Origin of the sequence: Enterobacter cloacae complex sp. IR5458 (genome assembly GCF_049238025.1) — a bacterium.
GTDB classification, from domain to species: Bacteria; Pseudomonadota; Gammaproteobacteria; order Enterobacterales; family Enterobacteriaceae; genus Enterobacter; species Enterobacter kobei.
Genome location: NZ_JBMKIF010000006.1, coordinates 157,413 through 181,255 on the forward strand (window position 1 = coordinate 157,413; position 23,843 = coordinate 181,255).

Consider the following 23,843-nt stretch of genomic DNA (forward strand, 5'->3'; position numbering starts at 1 on the left):
ACTTAACGATCAACGCAACACCATCAGCAGCGCCAGCACGACAACCGCACCGATGCTCATGGACGCCACATACCAGCGCAGGTAACCGTTCTCGCTGTACAGCAGGCCTTTACCTGCAAAGCGGGAGAGGATCGCCGGGATATTCATCAGGCTGTTCAGTGGGTCGCGCTTCAGCAGCCACGCGATGCCCAGGAACGGCTTAACGAAGATCATGTCGTACAGCCAGTCGAAGCCCCACGCGTTGTACCACCAGGTGCCCAGCAGACGGCCAGGCGCGCTGTTGGCAACGGCGGTCACCAGCGTGCGTTTGCCCAGCCACAGCCATGCCGCAATCAGGATGCCCGCAATAGCGACTACACCGGAGGTGATTTCAAGCGTCAGAACACGACCGTGCTCAAGCTCGGTGGTGTCTGGCAGTACGCCCTGCAGCGGCGGCACAATCATTGCGCCAACGAAGGTGGACAGTACCAGCAGCACAATCAGCGGCAGGTGGTGGGTAATCCCCTTCCCTGCGTGAGCGTGAATTTGTTCTTTACCGTGGAATACGATGAAAATCATACGGAAGGTATAGAGGGAGGTCATGAATGCACCGACCAGACCCGCAACCATCAGATTGATATGACCATTCGCCATAGCACCCGCAAGGATTTCGTCCTTACTGAAGAAGCCCGCGGTGATCAGCGGCAGTGCCGCCAGCGCCGCGCCGCCCACCAGGAAGCAGACATACACCAGCGGAATGGACTTACGCAGTCCGCCCATCTTGAAGATGTTCTGCTCGTGGTGGCAGGCCAGAATCACCGAACCGGATGAGAGGAACAGCAGCGCTTTAAAGAACGCGTGCGTCATCAGGTGGAAAATGGCCGCGTCCCACGCCTGAACGCCCAGCGCCAGGAACATATAACCAATCTGGCTCATGGTGGAGTACGCGAGAACGCGTTTGATGTCGGTCTGTACCAGCGCAGCAAAGCCTGCCAGCACCAGCGTGACCGCACCGACGATACCCACCAGATGCAGAATTTCCGGGGTCATCAGGAACAGGCCATGGGTACGCGCAATCAGGTAGACACCGGCGGTGACCATGGTCGCGGCGTGGATCAGCGCGGAGACAGGGGTTGGACCCGCCATCGCGTCGGCCAGCCATGTCTGCAACGGCAGCTGTGCGGATTTACCCACAGCGCCACCCAGCAGCATCAGCGTTGCCCACCACAGCATGTTGTTGCCTGCAGCGAAGTGCGCTGGCGCCAGTTCCACCATTTCGCGGAAGTTCAGCGTGCCCAGTTCGTTGTAAAGAATGAACAGCGCGAAAGCGAGGAAGACGTCACCCACGCGGGTCACGACGAACGCTTTCATGGCCGCTGCGCCATTCTTCGGATCGGTGTAGTAGAAGCCAATCAGCAGGTAAGAACACAGACCCACGCCTTCCCAGCCCAGATACATCAGCAGCAGGTTATCGGCCAGCACCAGAACCACCATGCTGGCGATAAACAGGTTGGTGTAGGCGAAGAAGCGGGAGTACCCCTCTTCACCGCGCATATACCAGGAGGCGAACATGTGGATCAGGAAGCCAACGCCGGTGACCACGGAGAGCATGGTCAGCGAGAGGCCGTCCAGCACCAGGTTGAAGCCGATGTTGAAATCACCGACCGACATCCAGGTCCACAGCGGCACGCTGAAAGGCTGACGTCCGTTGTTAAAGAAGTCGATCCCCGCATACGCTGTGACCAGCGCAGCCAGACCGATTGAGCCAATGCCCACGGTCGCAGACAGATTCTCAGACCAGCGGCCGCGAGAAAACGCCAGCAGCACGAAGCCAATCAGCGGAAAAATAATGGTTAAGGCAAGCATGTTCATCCACGCAACTCACTTACTGAATCGATGTTCAGATTCTGGCGGCGACGATGGAGCTGCAGCAACAGCGCCAGGCCAATACTCGCTTCAGCAGCCGCGAGGCTGATGGCGAGAATGTACATCACCTGACCATCGGTCTGGCCCCAGTAGCTTCCGGCGACCACGAAGGCCAGCGCGGAGGCGTTAATCATGATTTCCAGACCGATCAGCATAAACAGCAGATTGCGGCGGATAACCAGACCGGTCAGACCCAGAACGAATAAAATCGCAGCGAGGATCAGTCCATGTGTTAAGGGGATCATGCGCGCTCCTCCGTTTTTCTTTTCGCGCGGTCGTCAGTGCGGTTGCTCAGCACCTCGCCAGCACGCTCTTCGCGACCAACGTGGAAAGCAACCACCAGGCCTGCCAGCAGCAGCATAGAGGCCAGTTCCACCGCCAGAACGTATGGGCCAAAGAGCGTGATACCCACCTCTTTAGCGCCGATCGGCGTGCCGTCGATGCCCTGATCGTTCACGCCCAGAATGGCGTAAACAATCACCACCAGCATGATGGCCGACAAAATTGCCGGGCCAATCCACACCTGCGGTTTTAACCACTGACGTTCCTGCTCAATTTCAGAGCCGCCCAGGTTCAGCATCATCACCACGAACACGAACAGCACCATAATGGCCCCGGCGTAGACGATGATTTCCAGCGCACCGGCGAAGTGCGCGCCCAGTGCGAAGAACACCCCGGAGATAGCCAGCAGCGAGATGATTAAGTACAGCAGCGCATGCACCGGATTGGTGTGCGTAATCACTCGCAGCGTAGCCAGGATGGCGATAAGGCCACAGATATAAAAAGCGAATTCCATTGCCCTCTCCTTACGGTAACAGGCTCTTGACGTCGATAGGCTTAGCTTCGTTCTCTGCTTCGCCCTTATCTTTGCCGTCGATTGCCATACCCGCCATCCGGTAGAAGTTATATTCCGGGTATTTGCCCGGACCGGAAATCAGCAGATCCTCTTTCTCGTACACCAGGTCCTGACGCTTGTACTCACCCAGCTCGAAGTCTGGAGTCAGCTGAATCGCCGTGGTTGGGCACGCTTCTTCACACAGACCACAGAAAATGCAGCGTGAGAAGTTGATGCGGAAGAACTCAGGGTACCAGCGGCCATCTACCGTCTCTGCTTTCTGCAAAGAGATACAGCCGACCGGACACGCTACCGCACACAGGTTACAGGCAACGCAGCGCTCGGAACCGTCCGGGTCGCGCGTCAGCACGATACGGCCACGGTAGCGCGGCGGCAGATATACCGGCTCTTCCGGGTACATCCGGGTTTCGCGTTTGGCAAACGCGTGCAGGCCGATCATCCAGATACTGCGTACCTGGGTACCGAAGCCTACCAGTAATTCTTTTAAGGTCATGGTCTATAGCCCCTTATGGCTGCTGCCAGAGAATGACAGCTGCCGTTACCAACAAGTTGACGAGCGTCAGCGGCAGGCACACTTTCCAGCCGAAGGACATTACCTGGTCATAACGTGGACGCGGTAACGCTGCGCGAATCAAAATGAACATCATCATGAAGAACGCGGTTTTCAGCGCGAACCAGATGAACGGCGGTAAGAACGGGCCATGCCAGCCACCAAAGAACAGCGTTACCATCAACGCGGAAATGGTGACGATACCGATGTACTCGCCCACGAAGAACAGACCGAACTTCATACCGGAATATTCGATGTGGTAACCGTCGGCCAGTTCCTGTTCGGCTTCTGGTTGGTCAAACGGGTGACGGTGACACACTGCCACGCCCGCGATAGCAAAGGTAATAAAACCAAAGAACTGCGGGATAACGTTCCAGATGTCAGCCTGGTTGTTGACGATGTCGGTCATGTTGAATGAACCGGCCTGCGCCACCACGCCCATCAGGGAGAGTCCCAGGAACACTTCGTAGCTCAGCGTCTGCGCGGAAGCACGCATCGCACCCAGCAGCGAGTATTTGTTGTTACTGGACCAGCCTGCGAACAGGACCGCGTAAACCGCGAGGCCTGCCATCATCAGGAAGAACAGAATGCCAATGTTCAGGTCTGCGACCACCCAGGTCGGGCTAACGGGAACGATAGCAAATGCCAGCAGCAGCGAGGTGAAGGCGATCATCGGCGCCAGCGTAAAGATCACGCGGTCCGAGAAGCGCGGGATCCAGTCCTCTTTAAAGAACATCTTGATCATGTCCGCGACCAGCTGGAGTGAACCACCCCAGCCCACGCGGTTCGGTCCGTAACGGTTCTGGAACAGACCGAGCAGACGACGTTCACCGAAGCTCATGAACGCGCCGCAGGTGACCACCACCAGCAGGATAACAATCGCTTTCAGAATGCTCAGCAGGATGTCGATAAGATCCGGCGTTAACCAACTCATGCTTTTGCCTCCTGCAGATTATCAAGACGCGCACCCGCCAGAACCGGCGCGATGCCTGGCATACCCATCGGCAGACCCACCTGCCCTGCTGTCAGACTTTCAGAGATAATCAGCGGCAGGCTGATGGTCTGGCCGTCATAGCTAAAGGCAATATTCGCACCCGCGTTAACGCCAAGCTTTGCGGCATCCGCCGGGTTGAGCTTGATATACGGCTGCGGCATACGGGTCTGGAAGACAGGTGAACGCTGGGACAGCTCGTCGCTACCGAACAGATGGTAGTACGGCGCAATACGCCAGCTACCGTCCTGGGCCAGGAAGCTTGCTGGCACGGTCGTGAAGAAATCCAGACCGGTTTCAGACGCTTCAATCAGACGCACGCCCGGATCGCCGTGGCGCAGGGAACCGCCCACTTCAGCCTGGAACTTGTTCCACGCCTGCGGGGAGTTCCAGCCCGGAGCCCATGCGAACGGGATTTGCGAACGCGGCGCAGACGGCTGGTTGTTCCCTTCCATTGAGAAGGCGAACATGGTGTCTTTATCCTGCGGCTGACGCGGTTCGTGTACGCTGATGTTGGCACGCATTGCGGTACGGCCACTGTAGCGGTGCGGTTCACGTGCCAGTTTCTGGCCGCGAATACGGAAGCTTGCTTCAGGGGCTGCATCTTTAATGCCCGCCAGCTGAGGCAGTTTTTCCACCACCGCGTCGATAACGTGGTCAAGCTGCGTCCAGTCCACTTCACGGCTCTGTACGGTGCTGTGCAGAGAGTGCAGCCAGCGCCAGCTTTCCAGCATCACGGTGTTGCTGTCGTAGTACGCCGGATCATAGACCTGGAAGAAACGCTGTGCGCGACCTTCGTTGTTGATAACGGTACCGTCACTTTCTGCGAAGCTTGCCGCAGAGAGCACCAGGTGTGCTTTGTCCATGATCGCGGTGCGCTGATGGTCGATGACCATGACCAGCGGCGCTTTGGAGAGCGCGGCGTCAACGCGAGCGGCAGAAGCATGGCGATGCAGGTCATTTTCCAGCACCACAACGGCATCCGCAGAACCAGACTCCAGTTCGCTTAACGCCGCTTCCAGCGAGCCGCCGCCAATCATACCCAGACCAATGCTGTTCACCGCACGGGCAATCATGGTCACACCAACATCTGCACCACGGCCTTTCAGCGCTTTAGCCACGTTAGCTGCCGCCTGAATGATCTCCGCGCTACCGGCGTTGGTACCGGAAATAATCAGCGGTTTCTTCGCACCAGCCAAAGCCTGAACAATCACGTCAACCTTGTTTTGCAGATCGCGATCCAGTTCAACGGCGGGAGAGTTGTTGTCCAGCGCGTGGGCGATGGCAAAGCCAAGGCGTGCCTGATCTTCAACCGGCGCGCAGTAGGTCCACGCAGCGATATCGTCCAGACGGGTGTTGTCGACGTTGGTCACAAACAGAGGATGCTTCGCACGCTGACCGATGTTCAGGATCGCCGCAATCTGCCAGTCAGCCACTTTCTGCGCGGCAGCCATTTCACGTGCTTTTCCTTTCACCGCCTGACGAACCGCCAGAGCCGCGCGTGCGCCGGTCTGAGTCAAGTCTTCACCCAACACCAGAACCGCATCGTAGGATTCAATTTCGCGCAGCGCAGGGGTATGAATACCGCCTTCACGCAGCACTTTCAGAACCAGCTGCAGACGTTCCTGCTCGCCCTCGGCGATGCCGGTATAGAAGTTCTCAGCCCCAACCAGCTCACGCAGCGCGAAGTTGCTTTCGATGCTGGCGCGCGGGGAACCGATACCGATCACTTTCTTAGACTGACGCAGAATATCTGCCGCGCCCTGCATCGCCTGCTCAGCGTTCAGGGTAATGAAGTCGTCACCACGGCGCTGAACCGGCTGACGCGGACGGTCTTTCAGGTTCACATAGCCATAGCCGAAACGACCGCGGTCGCACAGGAAGTAGTGGTTAACGGTACCGTTGTAACGGTTTTCGATACGACGCAGTTCGCCGTAACGCTCACCCGGGCTGGTGTTACAGCCGAGGGAACACTGCTGGCAGATGCTAGGCGCAAACTGCATGTCCCATTTACGGTTGTAACGCTCGGAGTGGGTTTTATCCGTGAATACGCCGGTCGGGCAAATTTCTACCAGGTTACCGGAGAACTCGCTTTCCAGCGTTCCGTCTTCCGGGCGACCGAAGTAGACGTTGTCATGCGCGCCATACACGCCCAGATCCTGACCGTCTGCGTAGTCTTTGTAGTAACGCACGCAGCGGTAGCAGGCGATGCAGCGGTTCATTTCGTGAGAGATGAACGGCCCCAGATCCTGGTTACGGTGGGTACGTTTAGTAAAGCGATAGCGACGGAAGCTGTGACCGGTCATTACGGTCATATCCTGAAGGTGGCAGTTACCGCCCTCTTCACAGACCGGACAGTCGTGCGGGTGGTTGGTCATCAACCACTCCACCACGCTTTCGCGGAACTGTTTGGCTTCTTCGTCATCAATCGAAATAAAGGTGCCTTCGGTGGCTGGCGTCATACAGGACATCACCAGGCGACCACGCGTGTCTTCCGCGTTTTGATATTGCTTCACCGCACACTGGCGGCAAGCACCGACGCTGCCCAGCGCCGGATGCCAGCAAAAGTACGGAATATCGAGGCCAAGAGACAGACAAGCTTCCAGAAGGTTGTCCGCCCCGTTGACTTCGTATTCTTTGCCGTCTACATGAATCGTAGCCATTAGCATGCTTCCAGTTGGCTCGGTCGTAACCGAGCGTTAATCAAAATTCTGTCTTTACCAGCGTGCTTTCAGCAGGTTCGGCTGAATCCCATTGATAGAATGGGTATTGCTGAACGGCTGCTTGATGCCTGCTTCGAATTCGTCGCGGAAATATTTAATCGCGCTCTGCAGCGGCTCGACGGCACCCGGTGCGTGGGCACAGAAGGTTTTACCAGGGCCAAGGAATCGACACAGTTGCTCAAGTGTCTCGATATCGCCCGGCTGACCTTCGCCACGTTCGATAGCACGCAGGATCTTCACGCTCCACGGCAGTCCGTCACGGCAAGGTGTACACCAGCCGCAGGACTCGCGGGCAAAGAACTCTTCCAGGTTACGCACCAGCGAAACCATGCCGATCTCGTGGTCGACGGCCATCGCCAGTGCCGTACCCAGACGGCTGCCTGCTTTACCAATGCTTTCGAATTCCATCGGCAGGTCAAGATGGGCTTCGGTCAGGAAGTCTGTCCCTGCCCCACCCGGCTGCCAGGCTTTGAATTTCAGGCCATCACGCATGCCGCCCGCGTAGTCTTCAAGAATTTCGCGTGCGGTGGTACCGAACGGCAGTTCCCAGACACCCGGGTTTTTCACGCGACCGGAGAAGCCCATCAGCTTGGTACCGGCATCCTTACTTGAAGAGATGCCCTGATACCACTCCACGCCGTTGGCGAGGATAGCCGGAACGTTACACAGGGTTTCAACGTTATTGACGCAGGTCGGTTTACCCCATACGCCAGAGCTTGCCGGGAACGGTGGCTTGGAACGCGGGTTCGCGCGGCGGCCTTCCAGGGAGTTAATCAGCGCGGTCTCTTCACCGCAGATATATCGCCCTGCACCGGTGTGCACGAACAGTTCAAAGTCAAAACCCGTGCCCAGGATGTTTTTACCCAGCAGGCCGGCTTCGGTGGCTTCGGCAATCGCGCGACGCAGGTTTTCCGCCGCTTCGATGTACTCACCGCGCAGGAAGATATAGCCACGGTAGGCTTTCAGCGCAAACGCGGAGATCAGCATGCCTTCCACCAGCAGGTGCGGCAGCTGTTCCATCAGCAGGCGGTCTTTATAGGTGCCCGGCTCCATTTCATCAGCGTTACACAGCAGGTAACGGATGTTCATGGATTCGTCTTTCGGCATCAGGCTCCACTTCAGACCGGTGGAGAAACCTGCGCCGCCGCGGCCTTTCAGGCCCGACTCTTTCACCGCGTTAACGATGTCGTCCGGCGCCATGCCGCCAAGGGCTTTACGCGCACCGGCATAGCCGTTTTTGCTCTGGTATTCGTCAAGCCATACCGGCTGTTTGTCATCACGCAGACGCCAGGTCAGCGGATGCGTCTCAGCAGTACGAATTACAGTTTTCATTTGTACTGCTCCAGCAGGTCAGGAATCGCTTCCGGCGTCAGATGGCTGTGAGTATCCTCATCAATCATCATGGTCGGCCCCTTGTCGCAGTTACCCAGGCAGCAGGTTGGCAGCAGAGTAAAGCGACCATCGAACGTGGTCTGGCCCGGCTTGATATTGAGTTTCTTCTCAATGGCAGCCTGAATGCCCTGATAACCGGTAATGTGGCAGACCACGCTGTCACAGTAGCGGATCACATGGCGGCCCACCGGCTGACGGAAGATCTGGCTGTAGAACGTGGCTACGCCTTCTACGTCACTGGCCGGAATACCCAGCACTTTTGCGATCGCGTAGATCGCCCCATCCGGCACCCAACCACGCTGTTTCTGTACGATTTTCAGCGCTTCAATGGACGCCGCACGCGGGTCTTCGTAGTGGTGCATCTCGTGCTCAATGGCGGCACGCTCTGCGTCACTCAGCTCAAAAGCCTCGGTTTGTGGTTGTTGATTCTCGTGCATAATTAGCGGTCCACATCTGACATAACAAAATCGATACTACCCAGATACACAATCAGGTCGGAGACCAGACTGCCGCGAATGGCGGACGGGATCTGCTGCAGGTGCGCAAAGCTCGGCGTACGCACGCGGGTACGGTAGCTCATGGTGCTGCCATCACTGGTCAGGTAGTAACTGTTAATACCCTTGGTCGCTTCAATCATCTGGAAGGATTCTTGCGCCGGCATGACCGGGCCCCAGGAAACCTGCAGGAAGTGAGTGATCAAGGTTTCGATATGTTGCAGCGTGCGCTCTTTCGGTGGCGGCGTGGTCAACGGGTGATCCGCTTTGAACGGGCCTTCCGGCATATTGTTGAGGCACTGCTCAAGGATGCGCAGACTCTGGCGCAGTTCTTCCACTTTCAGCATCACGCGGGTGTAGCAGTCGGAAACACCGCCGCCCACCGGGACTTCAAAGTCGAAGTTCTCATAGCCAGAGTAAGGACGGGCTTTACGCACGTCGAAATCAATACCGGTCGCACGCAGACCTGCACCTGTCGTCCCCCACTCCAGCGCTTCTTTTGCGCCGTAGGCAGCAACGCCCTGGGAACGGCCTTTCAGGATGGTGTTGCGCAGTGCGGCTTTCTCGTAAGAGGCCAGACGTTTTGGCATCCAGTCAAGGAATTCACGCAGCAGACGATCCCAGCCGCGCGGCAGATCGTGTGCCACACCGCCGATACGGAACCAGGCCGGGTGCATACGGAAACCGGTAATCGCTTCCACCAGATCGTAGATTTTCTGACGATCGGTAAAGGCGAAGAAGACCGGGGTCATCGCGCCGACGTCCTGAATGAACGTGGAGATGTACAGCAGGTGACTGTTAATACGGAACAGTTCTGACAGCATGACGCGAATCACGTTAACGCGATCCGGCGTAACGATACCCGCCAGTTTCTCAACGGCCAGCACGTAAGGCATTTCGTTGACGCAACCGCCGAGGTACTCGATACGGTCGGTATACGGAATGTAGCTGTGCCAGGACTGACGCTCGCCCATCTTCTCAGCACCACGGTGGTGGTAACCGATGTCAGGAACGCAGTCGACAATCTCTTCGCCATCAAGCTGAAGAATAATACGGAATGCACCGTGCGCAGACGGGTGGTTCGGACCGAGGTTGAGGAACATGAAGTCCTCGTTTTCGGTACCGCGCTTCATGCCCCAGTCTTCCGGCTTGAAGGTCAGCGCTTCCATCTCCAGATCCTGCTTGGCTTTGGTCAGCTCAAACGGATCGAATTCGGTTGCACGTGCCGGGTAGTCTTTACGCAGCGGGTGGCCGGTCCAGGTCTGCGGCATCATGATGCGCGTCAGATGTGGGTGGCCGTCGAAGGTTATGCCGAACATTTCCCAGGTTTCACGCTCATACCAGTTCGCGTTCGGGAAAAGTTTGGTGATCGTCGGCAGATGCATGTCGTTTTCAGACAATGCCACCTTGAGCATGATATCCGTGTTGCGGTCTATTGAGATCAGGTGGTAGAAAACGGAAAAATCCGCAGCAGGGAGACCCTGGCGGTGAGTACGCAGACGCTCATCCATGCCGTGTAAGTCAAACAGCATGACGTAAGGTTTTGGCAATTTCTTGAGGAAATCGACCACTTCCAGTAATTGTTCACGCTTCACCCAAACAACGGGTACCCCGGTGCGGGTCGCCTGAACGGTAAAGGCATCCGGCCCAAAACGGTTGCGCAGTTCGCCAATGACGGGGTCATCCAGATGATCCCGTGTCTGCCATGCGGCTTCTTGCGCGGTTAAGTCGGTCATATTGTTCACCATTGCAAATGGTCCGTGGTGACTGTTAAGCCTGGCTTCGCGCTATTTGAGTAGTGATATGCGAAGGTGTTCTCCAGGCCCACAGGCGCAAATTAAATTTCGTCAGGCGTACGCAGGTTGGTGACGGCAATACGTTCACCACGTTTACGCTCGCGCTCAGATTGCATGTTCGCGCGGTAGACACCCTGATCGCCAACAACCCATGAAAGCGGACGACGCTCTTTACCGATAGACTCCTGCAGCAGCATCAGCGCCTGCATATAGGCTTCTGGACGCGGCGGGCAGCCCGGGATGTAAACATCCACCGGAATGAACTTATCAACGCCCTGCACAACGGAATAAATGTCGTACATGCCGCCAGAGTTTGCACATGCGCCCATGGAAATAACCCATTTTGGCTCCAGCATCTGGTCATAAAGACGCTGAATAACAGGTGCCATCTTGGTAAAGCAGGTACCGGCTACCACCATCAGGTCAGCCTGACGCGGGGATGCACGCAGTACCTCGGCGCCAAAACGCGCAACGTCATGCACCGCAGTGAATGACGTCACCATTTCAACGTAGCAGCAAGAAAGGCCAAAGTTGTAGGGCCAGATAGAGTTCTTACGACCCCAGTTGACCATATCGTGCATGGCATGTTCGAGTTTGCCCATGTACACGCTTTTGTTGACTTCTTGCTCCAGGGGGTCGGTTACGATCTCCTGTTTTTGCAGGGGGTAACGGTCATTCTCACCGTTAGGATCTATGCGGGTGAGCGTATAATCCATCTTATTGCCTCGCTGTTACTGCTGACGATTAGAGATACTGTTTTCCGGGTTGATGTGTTCACGACGTGAACGCGCAGGCGTCCAGTCAAGCGCGCCAATACGCACCAGATAAACCAGACCGGCCAGTAACACTAAAATGAAAATTGCGGCCTCGACAAAGCCCACCCAACCACTTTCGCGGATGGAGGTCGACCATGCGAACAGGTAGAGCGCTTCCACGTCGAAGATGACGAAGAACATCGCTACCAGATAGAACTTGGCAGACAGGCGTAAGCGAGCGGAACCTACTGAATCAATACCTGATTCGAAAGGTGTGTTTTTGTGCCTTGCACGGGCGCGACCGCCCAGGAACCAGCCGCCGACTAACATCAGGCAGCACAGGCCAATGGCTACAATAAGAAAGATTGCGAATGCCCAGTGATGAGCGATGACTTCTGTGGATGTTGACATACTCATTGCTTACTCATCAAAAGTGATACCGACGACACTGCTCTTGCTGGCAGATAGGCATCACATCGATTCATGGGGAGGAACAAATAACCTTACACTAACTGTCTGAAATGAGACGTAGACAGCAAAATGATGGGGTTTTTTACTCCTTTCTATAACCTTTTGTCAACTTTAACAAAGGTTTCTTCACATTAAATTACATCGAGCGATTCTCATTAACATTTGGTGCCCTTTAACCCTGGTGGGTACATGACTTTCCGTCAAATGCAGGTTGTTGAATCGTGTCCGTTTTGGAAGTAAAAAAAATAACCCTCCTATTTTGACAGGATTTGCCAACGATTCCTCCCCCCAAATAGGAGTATTTTCTTGATCTGAGACACGCTTTTGTTAATTCAACCAAAAAACCAGCAACATATTTGCTGTTTTTTTAACATCGTTAGGTTATGGATGAAGTTAGAACTGAAAACGAACAGAATTTAAGCAAAAGCATTTATGACATTGATAAATAGACCCTATTTATGAAGCCCCTTCGTCAAACAGGGATAATATTGACAAAAAAAAGCCACTGCGTGCGAAAACGACACGAGTGGCTTTTTTTTACACTTACATTTTGTTACCAGAATTTTGAGCGTTTGATCACTCAAAGTCACCTTCAACGATCAGGGAATCATCCCCTCCTTCGGAGGTAACATGCTCGTACTGCCACGGGTTATGGTAGTTTTCCATCGCCTCGAACACCACTTTCGCCAGCTCGTTATGACTGGACGCATTATGGCAAAGCAGATACTCAGTATCTGGCAGCGCAGGAAGACCATCAGATTTACCGAGAACGCGCAGGTCAGGGCTCATCATCTCCACCGGACGGGCCGTTACGCCAAGTCCTGCTTTGACGGCGGCACGCACCGCAGGCAGCGTGGACGCTACATACGCCAGACGCCATGGAATATTGGCTTCATTTAATGCCGTCAGCACCATATCGCGGAAAGGGCTCGGATCGTCCAGTAAAACCAGTGGAACGGGCTCCCCTTTTTGCAACACATATTCAGCCGCGCAATACCAGTGCGTTGGCGATCTGCGCAACGTCAGGCAATCAAACTGCCCGGGACGATGCGTGGTGACCACCAGATCGACCTTATTCTCATTTAACATCTCAACCATAAAAGCATTGCGCTTGACGCTCACATCCAGCGCAAGTTTCGGATAAACCGAACTAATTCGGTTGAGAAGAAACGGTAATATCGTATCCGCTGACTCATCAGATGCCCCTAAGGTTAACACCCCCTGAAGGTTGCTAAACATAAGTGACATACATGCTTCATCATTAAAGCGAAGAATTTTCCTGGCATAACCCAGTAGCTGAATACCGTGTTCCGTTAAGAGCTTATTGCGTCCGTGACGGGCAAAAAGCTCTTTACCGACCAGTTGCTCCAGCCGCTGCATTTGCTGGCTAACGGCGGACTGAGTTCGGCAGACGGCGGCAGCAGCTGCTGCAAAAGTGTTGAGATCGGCGACCGCAACAAACGTTCTCAGCAGATCGAGGTCGAGATTCATTATCGGACGATTTGCATTTATCATATCTATTCACTTTCAGGTTGCTCGTGCGGAGCTGCCCGGGTTGAAGCTGTGTGTGTAACAGTTAAGCAATTCCCTCTGAAGATTTTCCCTCGCATCCCGGCCCGGCAGACTGCCTGACAGATAGTTATTGTGCTGCTTTATATCAACAGTCAGAAAGCACGTTTCATGACGATATTTTTATTCTCTTAAACGTTCAGGATATTTAGATGTTCGCAGGTTTATGTAAATTACATTAAAGGCGTGACACCTTTTCTGCCATCTTTATCGCAGCGCTGTCAACGTAGCAGGAGATGTTTTACACATTCCAGCCAGAGATAACTCTAACAATAACAATCAATTAAATCGGAAAACCAGTTTCAGATATACAACATTTGGGTATCTTTCATCTGCTTTACCTAAAGACATCTTAACCCAAATCCACTTTATTTATAAGTCTTATTGCAATATTAAGGAGTAAAGCGCTTTGTTAAGCTTCTCAACTAATTTTATTAAAATTAACTAAAGTTGCATTTTGTTGGTTAATAATAAATAAATTTTAATTTCGATTAAGGTCATTCATTAATAACACTTAACATTATTTTCACATGAGTAACTTTTAGCCGCTGCAGGCTATTACTGCAAGATTTTTTCAACACTCAGGTTTTACGAAAAGTCACGCAGCGTGACTTCTGTCTCTCCTCTACGGGTCATTTATTTCACACCGGGATAATATCCATTTTTTATAATGATTTTCAGCACAATCACCCTTAACTAGCGCATTTGACCTTACGTTACAACAGTAAAAGCGTCAACAAACAGCAAAAAAGATTCACCAGAATTTCACAACATGCACAAAATCTTCTACTGCACACCCTTCAAAACGAAGCGTGGGGGGAGTACATTATTCCGTGCTGACTTCCACGGCAGGGAGTGGCAATAATAGCGAAAAGGTTAAAGGTTCATGTCCCCTATCGAAAAATCCAGCAAGCTAGATAACGTCTGTTATGACATCCGTGGCCCGGTTCTGAAAGAGGCAAAACGCCTTGAGGAAGAAGGCAATAAGGTTCTGAAGCTCAACATTGGTAACCCTGCGCCATTTGGTTTTGAAGCGCCGGATGAGATTCTGGTTGATGTGATCCGCAACCTGCCCACAGCGCAAGGCTATTGCGACTCAAAAGGACTTTATTCCGCACGTAAAGCCATTATGCAGCACTACCAGGCTCGCGGCATGCGTGACGTTACCGTAGAAGATATCTACATTGGCAACGGTGTATCTGAACTGATCGTCCAGGCCATGCAGGCGCTGCTGAACAGCGGTGACGAAATGCTGGTTCCCGCGCCAGACTATCCGCTGTGGACGGCTGCCGTATCACTGTCCAGCGGTAAAGCTGTCCATTATCTTTGCGACGAATCCTCTGACTGGTTCCCGGATCTGGATGATATTCGCGCGAAGATTACCCCTCGCACGCGCGGCATCGTAATTATCAACCCGAACAACCCGACGGGCGCGGTCTACTCAAAAGAGCTGTTGATGGAGATCGTTGAGATCGCCCGCCAGCACAACCTGATCATTTTTGCCGACGAAATTTACGACAAGATCCTCTATGACGCGGCGCAACACCACTCCATTGCCGCGCTGGCCCCAGACCTGTTGACCGTTACCTTTAACGGCCTGTCTAAAACCTACCGTGTGGCCGGTTTCCGCCAGGGCTGGATGGTACTCAACGGCCCGAAAAAGCACGCCAAAGGCTATATTGAAGGGCTGGAAATGCTGGCGTCTATGCGTCTTTGCGCCAACGTGCCGGCACAACATGCAATCCAGACCGCGCTCGGTGGCTATCAGAGCATCAGCGAGTTTATCGTCCCTGGAGGCCGCCTGTACGAACAGCGTAACCGCGCGTGGGAGCTGATCAACGATATCCCGGGCGTCTCCTGCGTGAAGCCAAATGGGGCGCTCTATATGTTCCCGAAAATTGACGCGAAGCGCTTCAATATTCACGACGATCAGAAGATGGTGCTCGATTTCCTGTTGCAGGAAAAAGTGCTGCTGGTTCAGGGGACAGCATTTAACTGGCCGTGGCCGGACCATGTGCGTATCGTGACGCTGCCGCGCGAGGACGATCTCGAAATGGCTATCAGCCGCTTCGGGCGATTCCTCTCAGGTTATCATCAGTAATGTAGCCATTCTGCCGGGTAGCGCTGCGCTTACCCGGCCTACAAAATCCGCAAATTTGCATCTTGCCTCCCCTCTCCGCACAATGAAGTCCTGTCGCAGTGAAGACAAAAGGTAACCTATGAGTCAGAGTCATTTCTTTGCCCACCTCTCCCGCCTGAAACTCATCAACCGCTGGCCGCTGATGCGCAACGTGCGCACAGAGAACGTATCAGAGCACAGTCTTCAGGTTGCCATGGTCGCGCACGCGCTGGCCGCCATTAAAAACCGCAAATTTAACGGGCAGGTGAATGCCGAGCGCATCGCATTGCTGGCGATGTACCACGACGCGTCAGAAGTGTTAACCGGTGATCTGCCGACGCCGGTGAAATATTTCAACTCACAGATTGCGCAGGAATATAAGGCCATTGAGAAAATCGCCCAGCAGAAGTTGATCGACATGGTGCCGGAGGAGCTGCGCGATATCTTTGAACCGCTCATCGACGAGCATCAGTATACGGAAGATGAAAAGTCGCTGGTCAAACAGGCCGACGCGCTGTGCGCCTATCTGAAGTGTCTTGAAGAGTTGTCTGCGGGCAATAACGAGTTTTTACTGGCGAAAACGCGTCTGGAAAAAACCCTGGCATCCCGCCGCAGCGACGAGATGGATTATTTTATGCAGGTATTTGTGCCGAGCTTCCATTTATCGCTGGATGAGATTAGCCAGGATTCACCGTTGTAATTTTAGCCGGGTGGCGGCTTCGCCTTACCCGGCCTACGTTTCTGCGCTCACGCTAAAACGGGAATAAAACCGGAATTAACACCACGCACACCACCATCACCAGCACGGTGAATGGCACGCCAATCTTTACAAAATCACTGAATTTATAATTTCCTGGCCCCAGCACCAGCGTATTGACCGGGGATGAAACCGGCGTCATAAATGCCGCGGAAGCCGCCATCGCCACCATCATCGCAAACGGGTAGGGTGACACGCCCATGGATTTCGCCATCGCCAGCGCAATGGGCGCCATCAGCACCGCCGTGGCGGTATTGGAGATAAACAACCCGATCGTGGCGCACATAATGAACAGGCACACCATCATCAAATACGGTCCGTACCCACCGCCCATGTCCATGAGCCCTTTAACGATTAAATCTACCCCGCCGGTTTTTTGCAGCGCGAGGGCAAAAGGCATCATCCCCACGATAAGAATGATGCTCGGCCAGTGAATGGCTTTATAAGCGCTCTCGGCGTCGATACAGCGGAATTTCCCCATCAGCAGACAGGCAATGATGGCGGCTATGGGGTTTGGAATTTCATCAGTCAGCATCAGCGCGACCATCAGCACCAGACAAAAAATCGCGTGCGGCGCCTGGCTGTGCGCCGGAGACGCATCGCTCTCCTCAACCGGCATGTTGAGCACCACAAAATCACGCCCTTTTTGCCCGAGTTGGCTAATCAACTTCCAGTTTCCCACCACAAGGAAGATATCCCCCAGCAGGATCGGTTCATCCACGACGGCCCCTTCCATCGCCACGCCGTCGCGCTTCAGCCCCACGACGTTCAGGCCATACCGGGTGCGGAACCCCATTTCGCGCACGGTTTTGCCCAACAGTTCGGACTCGGGGATCAGCGAGACTTCAGCCATACCGACATCCAGCGCCTGATCGGAGAAATACTCCCCGCGCAGCACCATTGGCTCCAGCAGTTGTTCGCTGCAGAACTCGCGCAAATCCACATCCGCAGTGGACATATCGATCAGCAGGACGTCACGCGCCCGAAATTCCGATACGCCATTGACGTTGACGATCACCCGGCGAAAACGGCGCCAGCGTTCCACGCCGATCACGTTCGCCCCATAGCGCTCGCGCAGTTTCAGGTCGTCAAGACGCTGGCCGACCATCGGCGAGCCGGGGCGAATGGCCAGACGCCGTGCCCGCCCGGTCAGGCGGTACTCTTTGATGAGATCGCGGAAAGTGCGCCGCTTCCACCCGTCTTTGTTTTTGTCCTGGTTCTCGCCTTTCAGGGCAAAACGGGTCAGCAGCATATAGACCACGCCCATCGCCAGAATCACCAGACCCAACGGGGTGACGCTGAAAAAGCTGAAGCCCTGAAAACCTTCCCGGAGCAGCTCACTGTTGACGACCAGGTTCGGCGGCGTCGCCACCAGCGTCATCATACCGCTTATCAAACCGGCAAAACTCAGAGGCATCATCAGTCGCGACGGCGAGCTTTGCATCCGCATGGAGACGCTCAGTACCACCGGGATAAAAATAGCGACCACGCCCGTTGAGCTCATAAACGCCCCCAGCCCGGCAACCGTCAGCATCAGATAGATCAGCATTTTGGTTTCACTGCTGCCGGCCACTTTAACCAGCCACGCGCCCATGATGGTCGCCACACCGGTGCGCACCAGGCCGTCGCCAATAATAAACAGGGCGGCAATCAGGATAACGTTAGGATCGCTGAACCCGGAGAAAGCTTCCGGTAGCGTAAGCGTGCCGCTCAGCACAAACGCGACGATGACAAACAGGGCAACGGCATCCATGCGCACCTTGCCTGTGGCGAAGAGAATAATGGCGATTAAAAGCAGGCTCAGGACCCAAATCAGTTCACCGTTCACAACCTATCCTTGTCAGTGGAAGATGAGGAATTTTGCCATAAAAAAGCCCCAGCAACGTGGGGCTAAATCATGGGATTACATTTTTAGCGAGACGGTTACAACGCCATCGGGCGCCTTAGACACCGCCAGTGCCGTCAGGGAATCCAGCACAAAGTCCGCCTCACTCAGCCGGGGAGACCCCGCCGGAACGTTAATGGCAATGACGTGACTCCCGGCGTTCAGCCCGGCCAGCACGCCGGCCGCCGCGTCTTCCACGACCACGCACTCAGCGGGAGCGAGGCCCAGCAGTTCAGCGCCAAGCAGAAACGCGTCCGGCTCTGGCTTGCCGCGCTTAACGCGCTCAGCGGTAATGAACACCTCGGGCTTCGGTAAACCGGCCGCTTTGTGACGGGCATGCGCGACCGGAACAGAGCCGGACGTGACGATAGCCCACGGGATCTGCGCGTCGTTAAGATGTTCAAGCAGCTCGCGTGCGCCAGGCAGTGCAGTGATACCCTCCGTATCGGTGGCTTCAATCTGCTCCAGGTATTTGAACTCCGCCTGAATCTCTTCCTCAGAACGCCCCGCTAAGAAGTGCCGCAATGAGGTTATGGCCTGCTTGCCATGGATGAAATTCAGTACGTCCTGATGGTCGATACCCTGTCTGTCAGCCCAATGGCACCATGAACGCTCCACAACCGGCAGCGAATCCACCAGCGTACCGTCCAGATCAAACAGAAAACCTCTACACTGCACACGCACCTCCGTCAGGCATTAATGATTTGTTGAATTTCGTTGCTGCTTAAATGGTACTGGCGCGGGCAGGCGTGCCACGCGCTCAGCATGCGCTGGTATTTATCCCACATTGGGGTCTGCGCGTTAAAGCCGTGGGTACCCGCATCGAAGTGGGTATAACGCCCTTCGGTATTCACCATAAAGCGGACATAGCTCAGATAACGCGCTTCCGTCGCTGCATCAAAGCCTAAGAAGGTGACACGGCGCTCGTCAATGGACTGCTGATCTTTGAGATTAGTCCAGGAAACATGCAGGGCGTGGTACATCTCCATAATGTCGATCACGATGCGGCAGGTTTCTTCTTTCAGCTCACCAAACTCGCGGTCCAGTTCGCGCATTTGCAAACCAAACCCCCGTTCGACGATAGTCTGCAGGCGGCTGTAGCGCGCAGCGTTATCGGGATCAAGCATTGTCATCATTTTGTACTGGTTAGACAAAATCAGACGTTGAGCATGGGTCATTTCCATCTTTCGACTCCTGTAGCGCATTGCACTGTAAAAAAAAGACACGGTAACGGTTTGTTACTGTGCCTTTTTTTGTTGGTCGTTTCGATGATCAATCACAAGTCATCGAGGAATGTTTTATCCAACTGCTTAAAAGCGCGCTTTAACGTGTCCGCCAGCGCCTGGTAATCAGGCTTGCCTTCAACCGGAGCAAGCGCCTGCCCGGCCTCCTCCAGTTTTCCACGGACTTCATAAAACCAGTGTAAAATAGAAGGTGGCAGTGGCGTGATGGACCGTTTTCCTAACCACCACAGCCCCTGCATCGGCAGGCTTAACGCAAAGAGTGCTGTCGCCACGGCCGGGCCAAGCTGTCCGCCTAACGCTATTTGCCAGCACAGGGTAAAAATGGCGACAGGGGGCATAAAGCGAATCGCGTAGCGCGTGGCGCGGATGGTGCGATTCTCAATAAACATTGGCGCAAGGCGCTTTTCCATCGGCCACGTCTTTGCGTAATGCTGTCCCCGACGAAACAGACTGAAGAAATTCACGGTAGGGGTTTCGGGTGTCGACATGGCTGTACCTCAACTTCACGTATAAAAATTAAAATTTTTGTGCAAAACCACAACAGGCTATGACAACGTTCAAAATATTTTGTCATCGCTACCCCGTATCGGGTATCCTGTGCCAGCCTGATTGGGCCATAGACGAGAATCATTCACTCGTCAAATTATCGCACATTATGCCATTGGCTGAAAATTGTGCAAAATGGCATAAAATCATAGTTATTTCTTCCATCATGCCACAATGTTCGTTTGGCATGATGTTAATCATAAATGTCCGAGTCATTATGCGTTACGCTGTTAGACTCACTGACGTTTTTTTAGCCACGTATCAATAATAGGTACTTCCATGTCGAGTAAGTTAGTACTGGTTCTGAACTGCGGTAGCTCCTCACTGAAATTCGCCATCATCGATGCGCTCAACGGTGACGAGTACCTCTCTGGTTTGGCCGAATGTTTCCATCTGCCTGAAGCACGTATCAAGTGGAAGATGGACGGCAGCAAACAAGAAGCGGCTTTAGGTGCAGGCGCCGCTCACAGTGAAGCGCTGAACTTTATCGTTAACACTATTCTGGCACAAAAACCAGAACTGTCTGCTCAGCTGACTGCGATTGGTCACCGTATCGTCCACGGCGGCGAAAAATACACCAGCTCCGTCGTGATCGACGAATCTGTTATCCAGGGCATCAAAGATTCTGCCTCTTTTGCTCCGCTGCACAACCCGGCGCACCTGATCGGTATCGCTGAAGCGCTGAAATCCTTCCCGAATCTGAAAGACAAAAACGTGGCCGTGTTCGACACCGCGTTCCATCAGACCATGCCGGAAGAGTCTTACCTCTATGCCCTGCCATACAGCCTGTACAAAGAGCACGGCGTACGTCGTTACGGCGCGCACGGCACCAGCCACTTCTTTGTGACTCAGGAAGCCGCAAAAATCCTGAACAAACCTGTTGAAGAAGTGAACATCATCACCTGCCATCTGGGCAACGGTGGTTCTGTTTCTGCTATCCGCAACGGTAAATGTGTTGATACCTCCATGGGTCTGACCCCGCTGGAAGGTCTGGTGATGGGTACCCGTTCCGGTGACATCGACCCGGCGATCATCTTCCACCTGCACGACACTCTGGGCATGAGCGTTGACGACATCAACAAAATGCTGACTAAAGAGTCTGGCCTGCTGGGTCTGACCGAAGTCACCAGCGACTGCCGCTATGTTGAAGACAACTACGCAGAGAAAGCAGACGCTAAACGTGCAATGGACGTTTACTGCCACCGTCTGGCGAAATACATCGGTTCTTACACTGCGCTGATGGACGGTCGTCTGGACGCGGTTATCTTCACCGGTGGTATCGGTGAGAACGCGGCTATGGTTCGTGAACTGTCCCTGGGCAAACTGGGCGTTCTGGGCTTCGACGTTGATCACGAGCGTAACCTGGCTGCGCGTTTCGGCAAGTCTGGCTTCATCAACAAAGAAGGCACCCGTCCGGCTATCGTTATCCCAACTAACGAAGAGCTGGTCATCGCGCAAGACGCACACCGCCTGACTGCCTGATTCCACACCGCCAGCAATGCTGGCGGTGCTGTTTTGTAACCCGCCCCGTGTCGGCGGTAACGAAAGAGGATAAACCGTGTCCCGTACTATTATGCTGATCCCTACCGGAACCAGCGTCGGCCTGACCAGCGTCAGCCTTGGCGTAATCCGTGCTATGGAACGCAAAGGCGTTCGTCTGAGCGTCTTTAAGCCAATCGCCCAGCCTCGTGCCGGTGGCGATGCGCCTGACCAGACCACCACCATCGTTCGCAAAAACTCCAATCTGCCAGCGGCTGAACCGCTGAAGATGAGTCACGTTGAGTCGCTGCTCTCCAGCAACCAAAAAGACGTTTTGATGGAAGAGATCATCGCCAACTACCATGCAAATGCGCAGGACGCAGAAGTGGTGCTGGTTGAAGGTCTGGTTCCGACGCGCAAACACCAGTTTGCTCAGTCTCTGAACTTTGAAATCGCGAAAACCCTGAACGCAGAGATCGTTTTCGTCATGTCCCAGGGCACTGATACCCCGGAACAGCTGAACGAGCGTATCGAACTGACACGCAGCAGCTTCGGCGGCACGAAAAACACCAACATCACCGGCGTGATCGTGAACAAACTGAACGCCCCGGTTGACGATCAGGGCCGTACTCGCCCAGACCTGTCTGAGATCTTCGACGACTCTTCCAAAGCGAAGGTCATCAAAGTTGATCCGGCGAAACTGCAGGATTCCAGCCCGCTGCCTGTTCTCGGCGCGGTACCCTGGAGCTTCGATCTGATTGCCACCCGTGCAATCGATATGGCGCGTCACCTGAACGCGACCATCGTTAACGAAGGCGATATCAATACCCGCCGCGTGAAGTCCGTGACCTTCTGTGCGCGTAGCATTCCGCACATGCTGGAACACTTCCGCGCAGGTTCCCTGCTGGTAACGTCTGCCGATCGTCCTGACGTGCTGGTTGCAGCGTGTCTGGCGGCGATGAACGGCGTAGAGATCGGTGCCATCCTGCTGACCGGCGCTTACGAGATGGACCCACGCGTGAGCAAGCTGTGCGAACGCGCGTTTGCCACTGGCCTGCCGGTCTTCATGGTGAATACCAACACCTGGCAGACCTCCCTGAGCCTGCAGAGCTTCAACCTGGAAGTGCCGGTTGATGACCACGAGCGTATCGAGAAAGTTCAGGAATACGTTGCAGGTTACATCAACGCAGACTGGATCGAATCCCTGACCGCGACCTCCGAGCGCAGCCGCCGTCTGTCTCCTCCTGCATTCCGTTACCAGCTGACCGAGCTGGCGCGTAAAGCGGGCAAACGCGTTGTTCTGCCAGAAGGTGACGAGCCACGTACCGTTAAAGCGGCGGCTATCTGTGCAGAGCGCGGCATCGCGACCTGTGTGCTGCTGGGTAACCCGGATGAGATCAACCGCGTTGCGGCGTCTCAGGGCGTTGAGCTGGGTGCGGGCATCGAAATCGTTGACCCTGAAGTGGTTCGTGAAAGCTACGTTGCCCGTCTGGTTGAACTGCGTAAGAGCAAGGGCATGACCGAAGCCGTTGCGCGCGAGCAGCTGGAAGACAACGTGGTGCTGGGTACGCTGATGCTGGAGCAGGACGAAGTTGACGGTCTGGTTTCCGGTGCAGTTCACACCACCGCAAACACCATCCGTCCACCGCTGCAGCTGATCAAAACCGCACCGGGCAGCTCTCTGGTCTCCTCCGTGTTCTTCATGCTGCTGCCTGAACAGGTTTATGTTTACGGCGACTGCGCGATCAACCCGGATCCAACCGCAGAGCAGCTGGCTGAGATCGCTATTCAGTCCGCAGATTCCGCGACTGCCTTCGGCATCGAGCCGCGCGTTGCGATGCTCTCCTACTCCACCGGTACTTCTGGTGCAGGTAGCGACGTAGAGAAAGTGCGTGAAGCGACCCGTATTGCTCAGGAAAAACGTCCGGATCTGATGATCGACGGTCCGCTGCAGTACGACGCCGCCGTGATGGCTGACGTTGCAAAATCCAAAGCGCCGAACTCTCCGGTTGCAGGTCGCGCTACCGTGTTCATCTTCCCGGATCTGAACACCGGTAACACCACCTATAAAGCGGTACAGCGTTCAGCAGACCTGATCTCCATCGGGCCAATGCTGCAGGGTATGCGCAAACCTGTGAACGACCTGTCCCGTGGTGCGCTGGTTGACGATATCGTCTATACCATCGCGCTGACGGCGATCCAGTCTTCACAGCAGCAGTAATTGTAAGGTCTTGCCGGATGGCGCTTCGCTTATCCGGCCTACAGGACCGTAGGCCCGGTAAGCGCTAGCGCCACCGGGCAACAAAAAGGC

At 54.6% G+C, this 23,843-nt stretch carries 20 protein-coding genes; 4 read left to right on the top strand and 16 right to left on the bottom strand.

The window, feature by feature from the left end:
* Positions 1 to 9: 9 nt before the first annotated feature.
* From nuoL to lrhA, 12 genes are all read right to left on the bottom strand, one after another.
* Positions 10 to 1,851: an NADH-quinone oxidoreductase subunit L gene (gene nuoL, locus ACOTYN_RS07100; protein WP_014884634.1), complete on the bottom strand. Its 1,842-nt coding sequence runs from the start codon at positions 1,849 to 1,851 to the stop codon at positions 10 to 12.
* Positions 1,848 to 2,150: an NADH-quinone oxidoreductase subunit NuoK gene (gene nuoK, locus ACOTYN_RS07105; protein ID WP_003861496.1), complete on the bottom strand. Its 303-nt coding sequence runs from the start codon at positions 2,148 to 2,150 to the stop codon at positions 1,848 to 1,850. The genes nuoL and nuoK overlap by 4 nt, the downstream gene beginning before the upstream one ends.
* Entirely contained in the window at positions 2,147 to 2,701 is a 555-nt protein-coding gene (gene nuoJ, locus ACOTYN_RS07110; protein WP_008500212.1) for an NADH-quinone oxidoreductase subunit J, read from the bottom strand. Before nuoJ ends, nuoK begins: the two co-directional genes overlap by 4 nt.
* 10 nt (positions 2,702 to 2,711) lie before the next feature.
* On the bottom strand, positions 2,712 to 3,254 hold the full coding sequence (gene nuoI / locus ACOTYN_RS07115) for an NADH-quinone oxidoreductase subunit NuoI (protein WP_003861491.1): 543 nt from the start codon (positions 3,252 to 3,254) through the stop codon (positions 2,712 to 2,714).
* 13 nt (positions 3,255 to 3,267) lie between these two features.
* Positions 3,268 to 4,245, bottom strand: a complete 978-nt coding sequence (nuoH, locus tag ACOTYN_RS07120) for an NADH-quinone oxidoreductase subunit NuoH (protein WP_008500211.1) — start codon at positions 4,243 to 4,245, stop codon at positions 3,268 to 3,270.
* The gene (nuoG, locus tag ACOTYN_RS07125) at positions 4,242 to 6,965 is read right to left on the bottom strand and encodes an NADH-quinone oxidoreductase subunit NuoG (RefSeq protein WP_332957076.1); all 2,724 of its coding nucleotides are present in this window, start codon (positions 6,963 to 6,965) and stop codon (positions 4,242 to 4,244) included. The genes nuoH and nuoG overlap by 4 nt, the downstream gene beginning before the upstream one ends.
* 54 nt (positions 6,966 to 7,019) lie before the next feature.
* The gene (gene nuoF / locus ACOTYN_RS07130; protein ID WP_003861487.1) at positions 7,020 to 8,357 is read right to left on the bottom strand and encodes an NADH-quinone oxidoreductase subunit NuoF; all 1,338 of its coding nucleotides are present in this window, start codon (positions 8,355 to 8,357) and stop codon (positions 7,020 to 7,022) included.
* On the bottom strand, positions 8,354 to 8,854 hold the full coding sequence (gene nuoE, locus ACOTYN_RS07135; protein WP_014884636.1) for an NADH-quinone oxidoreductase subunit NuoE: 501 nt from the start codon (positions 8,852 to 8,854) through the stop codon (positions 8,354 to 8,356). The genes nuoF and nuoE overlap by 4 nt, the downstream gene beginning before the upstream one ends.
* Before the next feature lie 2 nt (positions 8,855 to 8,856).
* Positions 8,857 to 10,659, bottom strand: a complete 1,803-nt coding sequence (gene nuoC / locus ACOTYN_RS07140; protein WP_332957078.1) for an NADH-quinone oxidoreductase subunit C/D — start codon at positions 10,657 to 10,659, stop codon at positions 8,857 to 8,859.
* A gap of 89 nt (positions 10,660 to 10,748) precedes the next feature.
* Entirely contained in the window at positions 10,749 to 11,423 is a 675-nt protein-coding gene (nuoB, locus tag ACOTYN_RS07145; RefSeq protein ID WP_003861482.1) for an NADH-quinone oxidoreductase subunit NuoB, read from the bottom strand.
* A 15-nt stretch (positions 11,424 to 11,438) separates the two neighbouring features.
* Complete coding sequence (gene nuoA / locus ACOTYN_RS07150) at positions 11,439 to 11,879, bottom strand: NADH-quinone oxidoreductase subunit NuoA (RefSeq protein WP_014171000.1); 441 nt, start codon at positions 11,877 to 11,879, stop codon at positions 11,439 to 11,441.
* Positions 11,880 to 12,509: 630 nt separating this feature from the next.
* Positions 12,510 to 13,448, bottom strand: coding sequence for a transcriptional regulator LrhA (lrhA, locus tag ACOTYN_RS07155; protein WP_014884638.1), 939 nt, complete (start codon positions 13,446 to 13,448; stop codon positions 12,510 to 12,512).
* Between the two features lie 940 nt (positions 13,449 to 14,388).
* Between lrhA and alaA the strand changes: the two genes are divergently transcribed.
* Both alaA and yfbR read left to right on the top strand, forming a co-directional pair.
* Positions 14,389 to 15,603, top strand: a complete 1,215-nt coding sequence (alaA, locus tag ACOTYN_RS07160) for an alanine transaminase AlaA (RefSeq protein ID WP_003861471.1) — start codon at positions 14,389 to 14,391, stop codon at positions 15,601 to 15,603.
* Positions 15,604 to 15,721: 118 nt separating this feature from the next.
* Positions 15,722 to 16,321: a 5'-deoxynucleotidase gene (gene yfbR, locus ACOTYN_RS07165; protein WP_014884639.1), complete on the top strand. Its 600-nt coding sequence runs from the start codon at positions 15,722 to 15,724 to the stop codon at positions 16,319 to 16,321.
* 52 nt (positions 16,322 to 16,373) lie between these two features.
* Here the strand turns inward: yfbR and ACOTYN_RS07170 are convergent, their stop codons facing one another.
* The 4 genes from ACOTYN_RS07170 to yfbV all read right to left on the bottom strand — a co-directional run bounded on the left by ACOTYN_RS07170 (position 16,374) and on the right by yfbV (position 19,995).
* The gene (locus ACOTYN_RS07170) at positions 16,374 to 18,206 is read right to left on the bottom strand and encodes an SLC13 family permease (protein WP_023338572.1); all 1,833 of its coding nucleotides are present in this window, start codon (positions 18,204 to 18,206) and stop codon (positions 16,374 to 16,376) included.
* 75 nt (positions 18,207 to 18,281) lie between these two features.
* On the bottom strand, positions 18,282 to 18,941 hold the full coding sequence (locus ACOTYN_RS07175; RefSeq protein WP_071922013.1) for a sugar phosphatase: 660 nt from the start codon (positions 18,939 to 18,941) through the stop codon (positions 18,282 to 18,284).
* An 11-nt stretch (positions 18,942 to 18,952) separates the two neighbouring features.
* Positions 18,953 to 19,447, bottom strand: coding sequence for a YfbU family protein (locus ACOTYN_RS07180; protein WP_008502874.1), 495 nt, complete (start codon positions 19,445 to 19,447; stop codon positions 18,953 to 18,955).
* A gap of 92 nt (positions 19,448 to 19,539) precedes the next feature.
* A complete protein-coding gene (gene yfbV / locus ACOTYN_RS07185) occupies positions 19,540 to 19,995 on the bottom strand; it encodes a terminus macrodomain insulation protein YfbV (protein WP_014884642.1) in 456 nt (151 codons plus the stop codon).
* A 337-nt stretch (positions 19,996 to 20,332) separates the two neighbouring features.
* Here yfbV and ackA point away from each other — a divergent pair, with 337 nt between their 5' ends.
* Positions 20,333 to 21,535, top strand: coding sequence for an acetate kinase (ackA, locus tag ACOTYN_RS07190; protein WP_014884643.1), 1,203 nt, complete (start codon positions 20,333 to 20,335; stop codon positions 21,533 to 21,535).
* Positions 21,536 to 21,611: 76 nt separating this feature from the next.
* Positions 21,612 to 23,753, top strand: a complete 2,142-nt coding sequence (gene pta, locus ACOTYN_RS07195; RefSeq protein ID WP_014884644.1) for a phosphate acetyltransferase — start codon at positions 21,612 to 21,614, stop codon at positions 23,751 to 23,753.
* Positions 23,754 to 23,843: the final 90 nt, after the last annotated feature.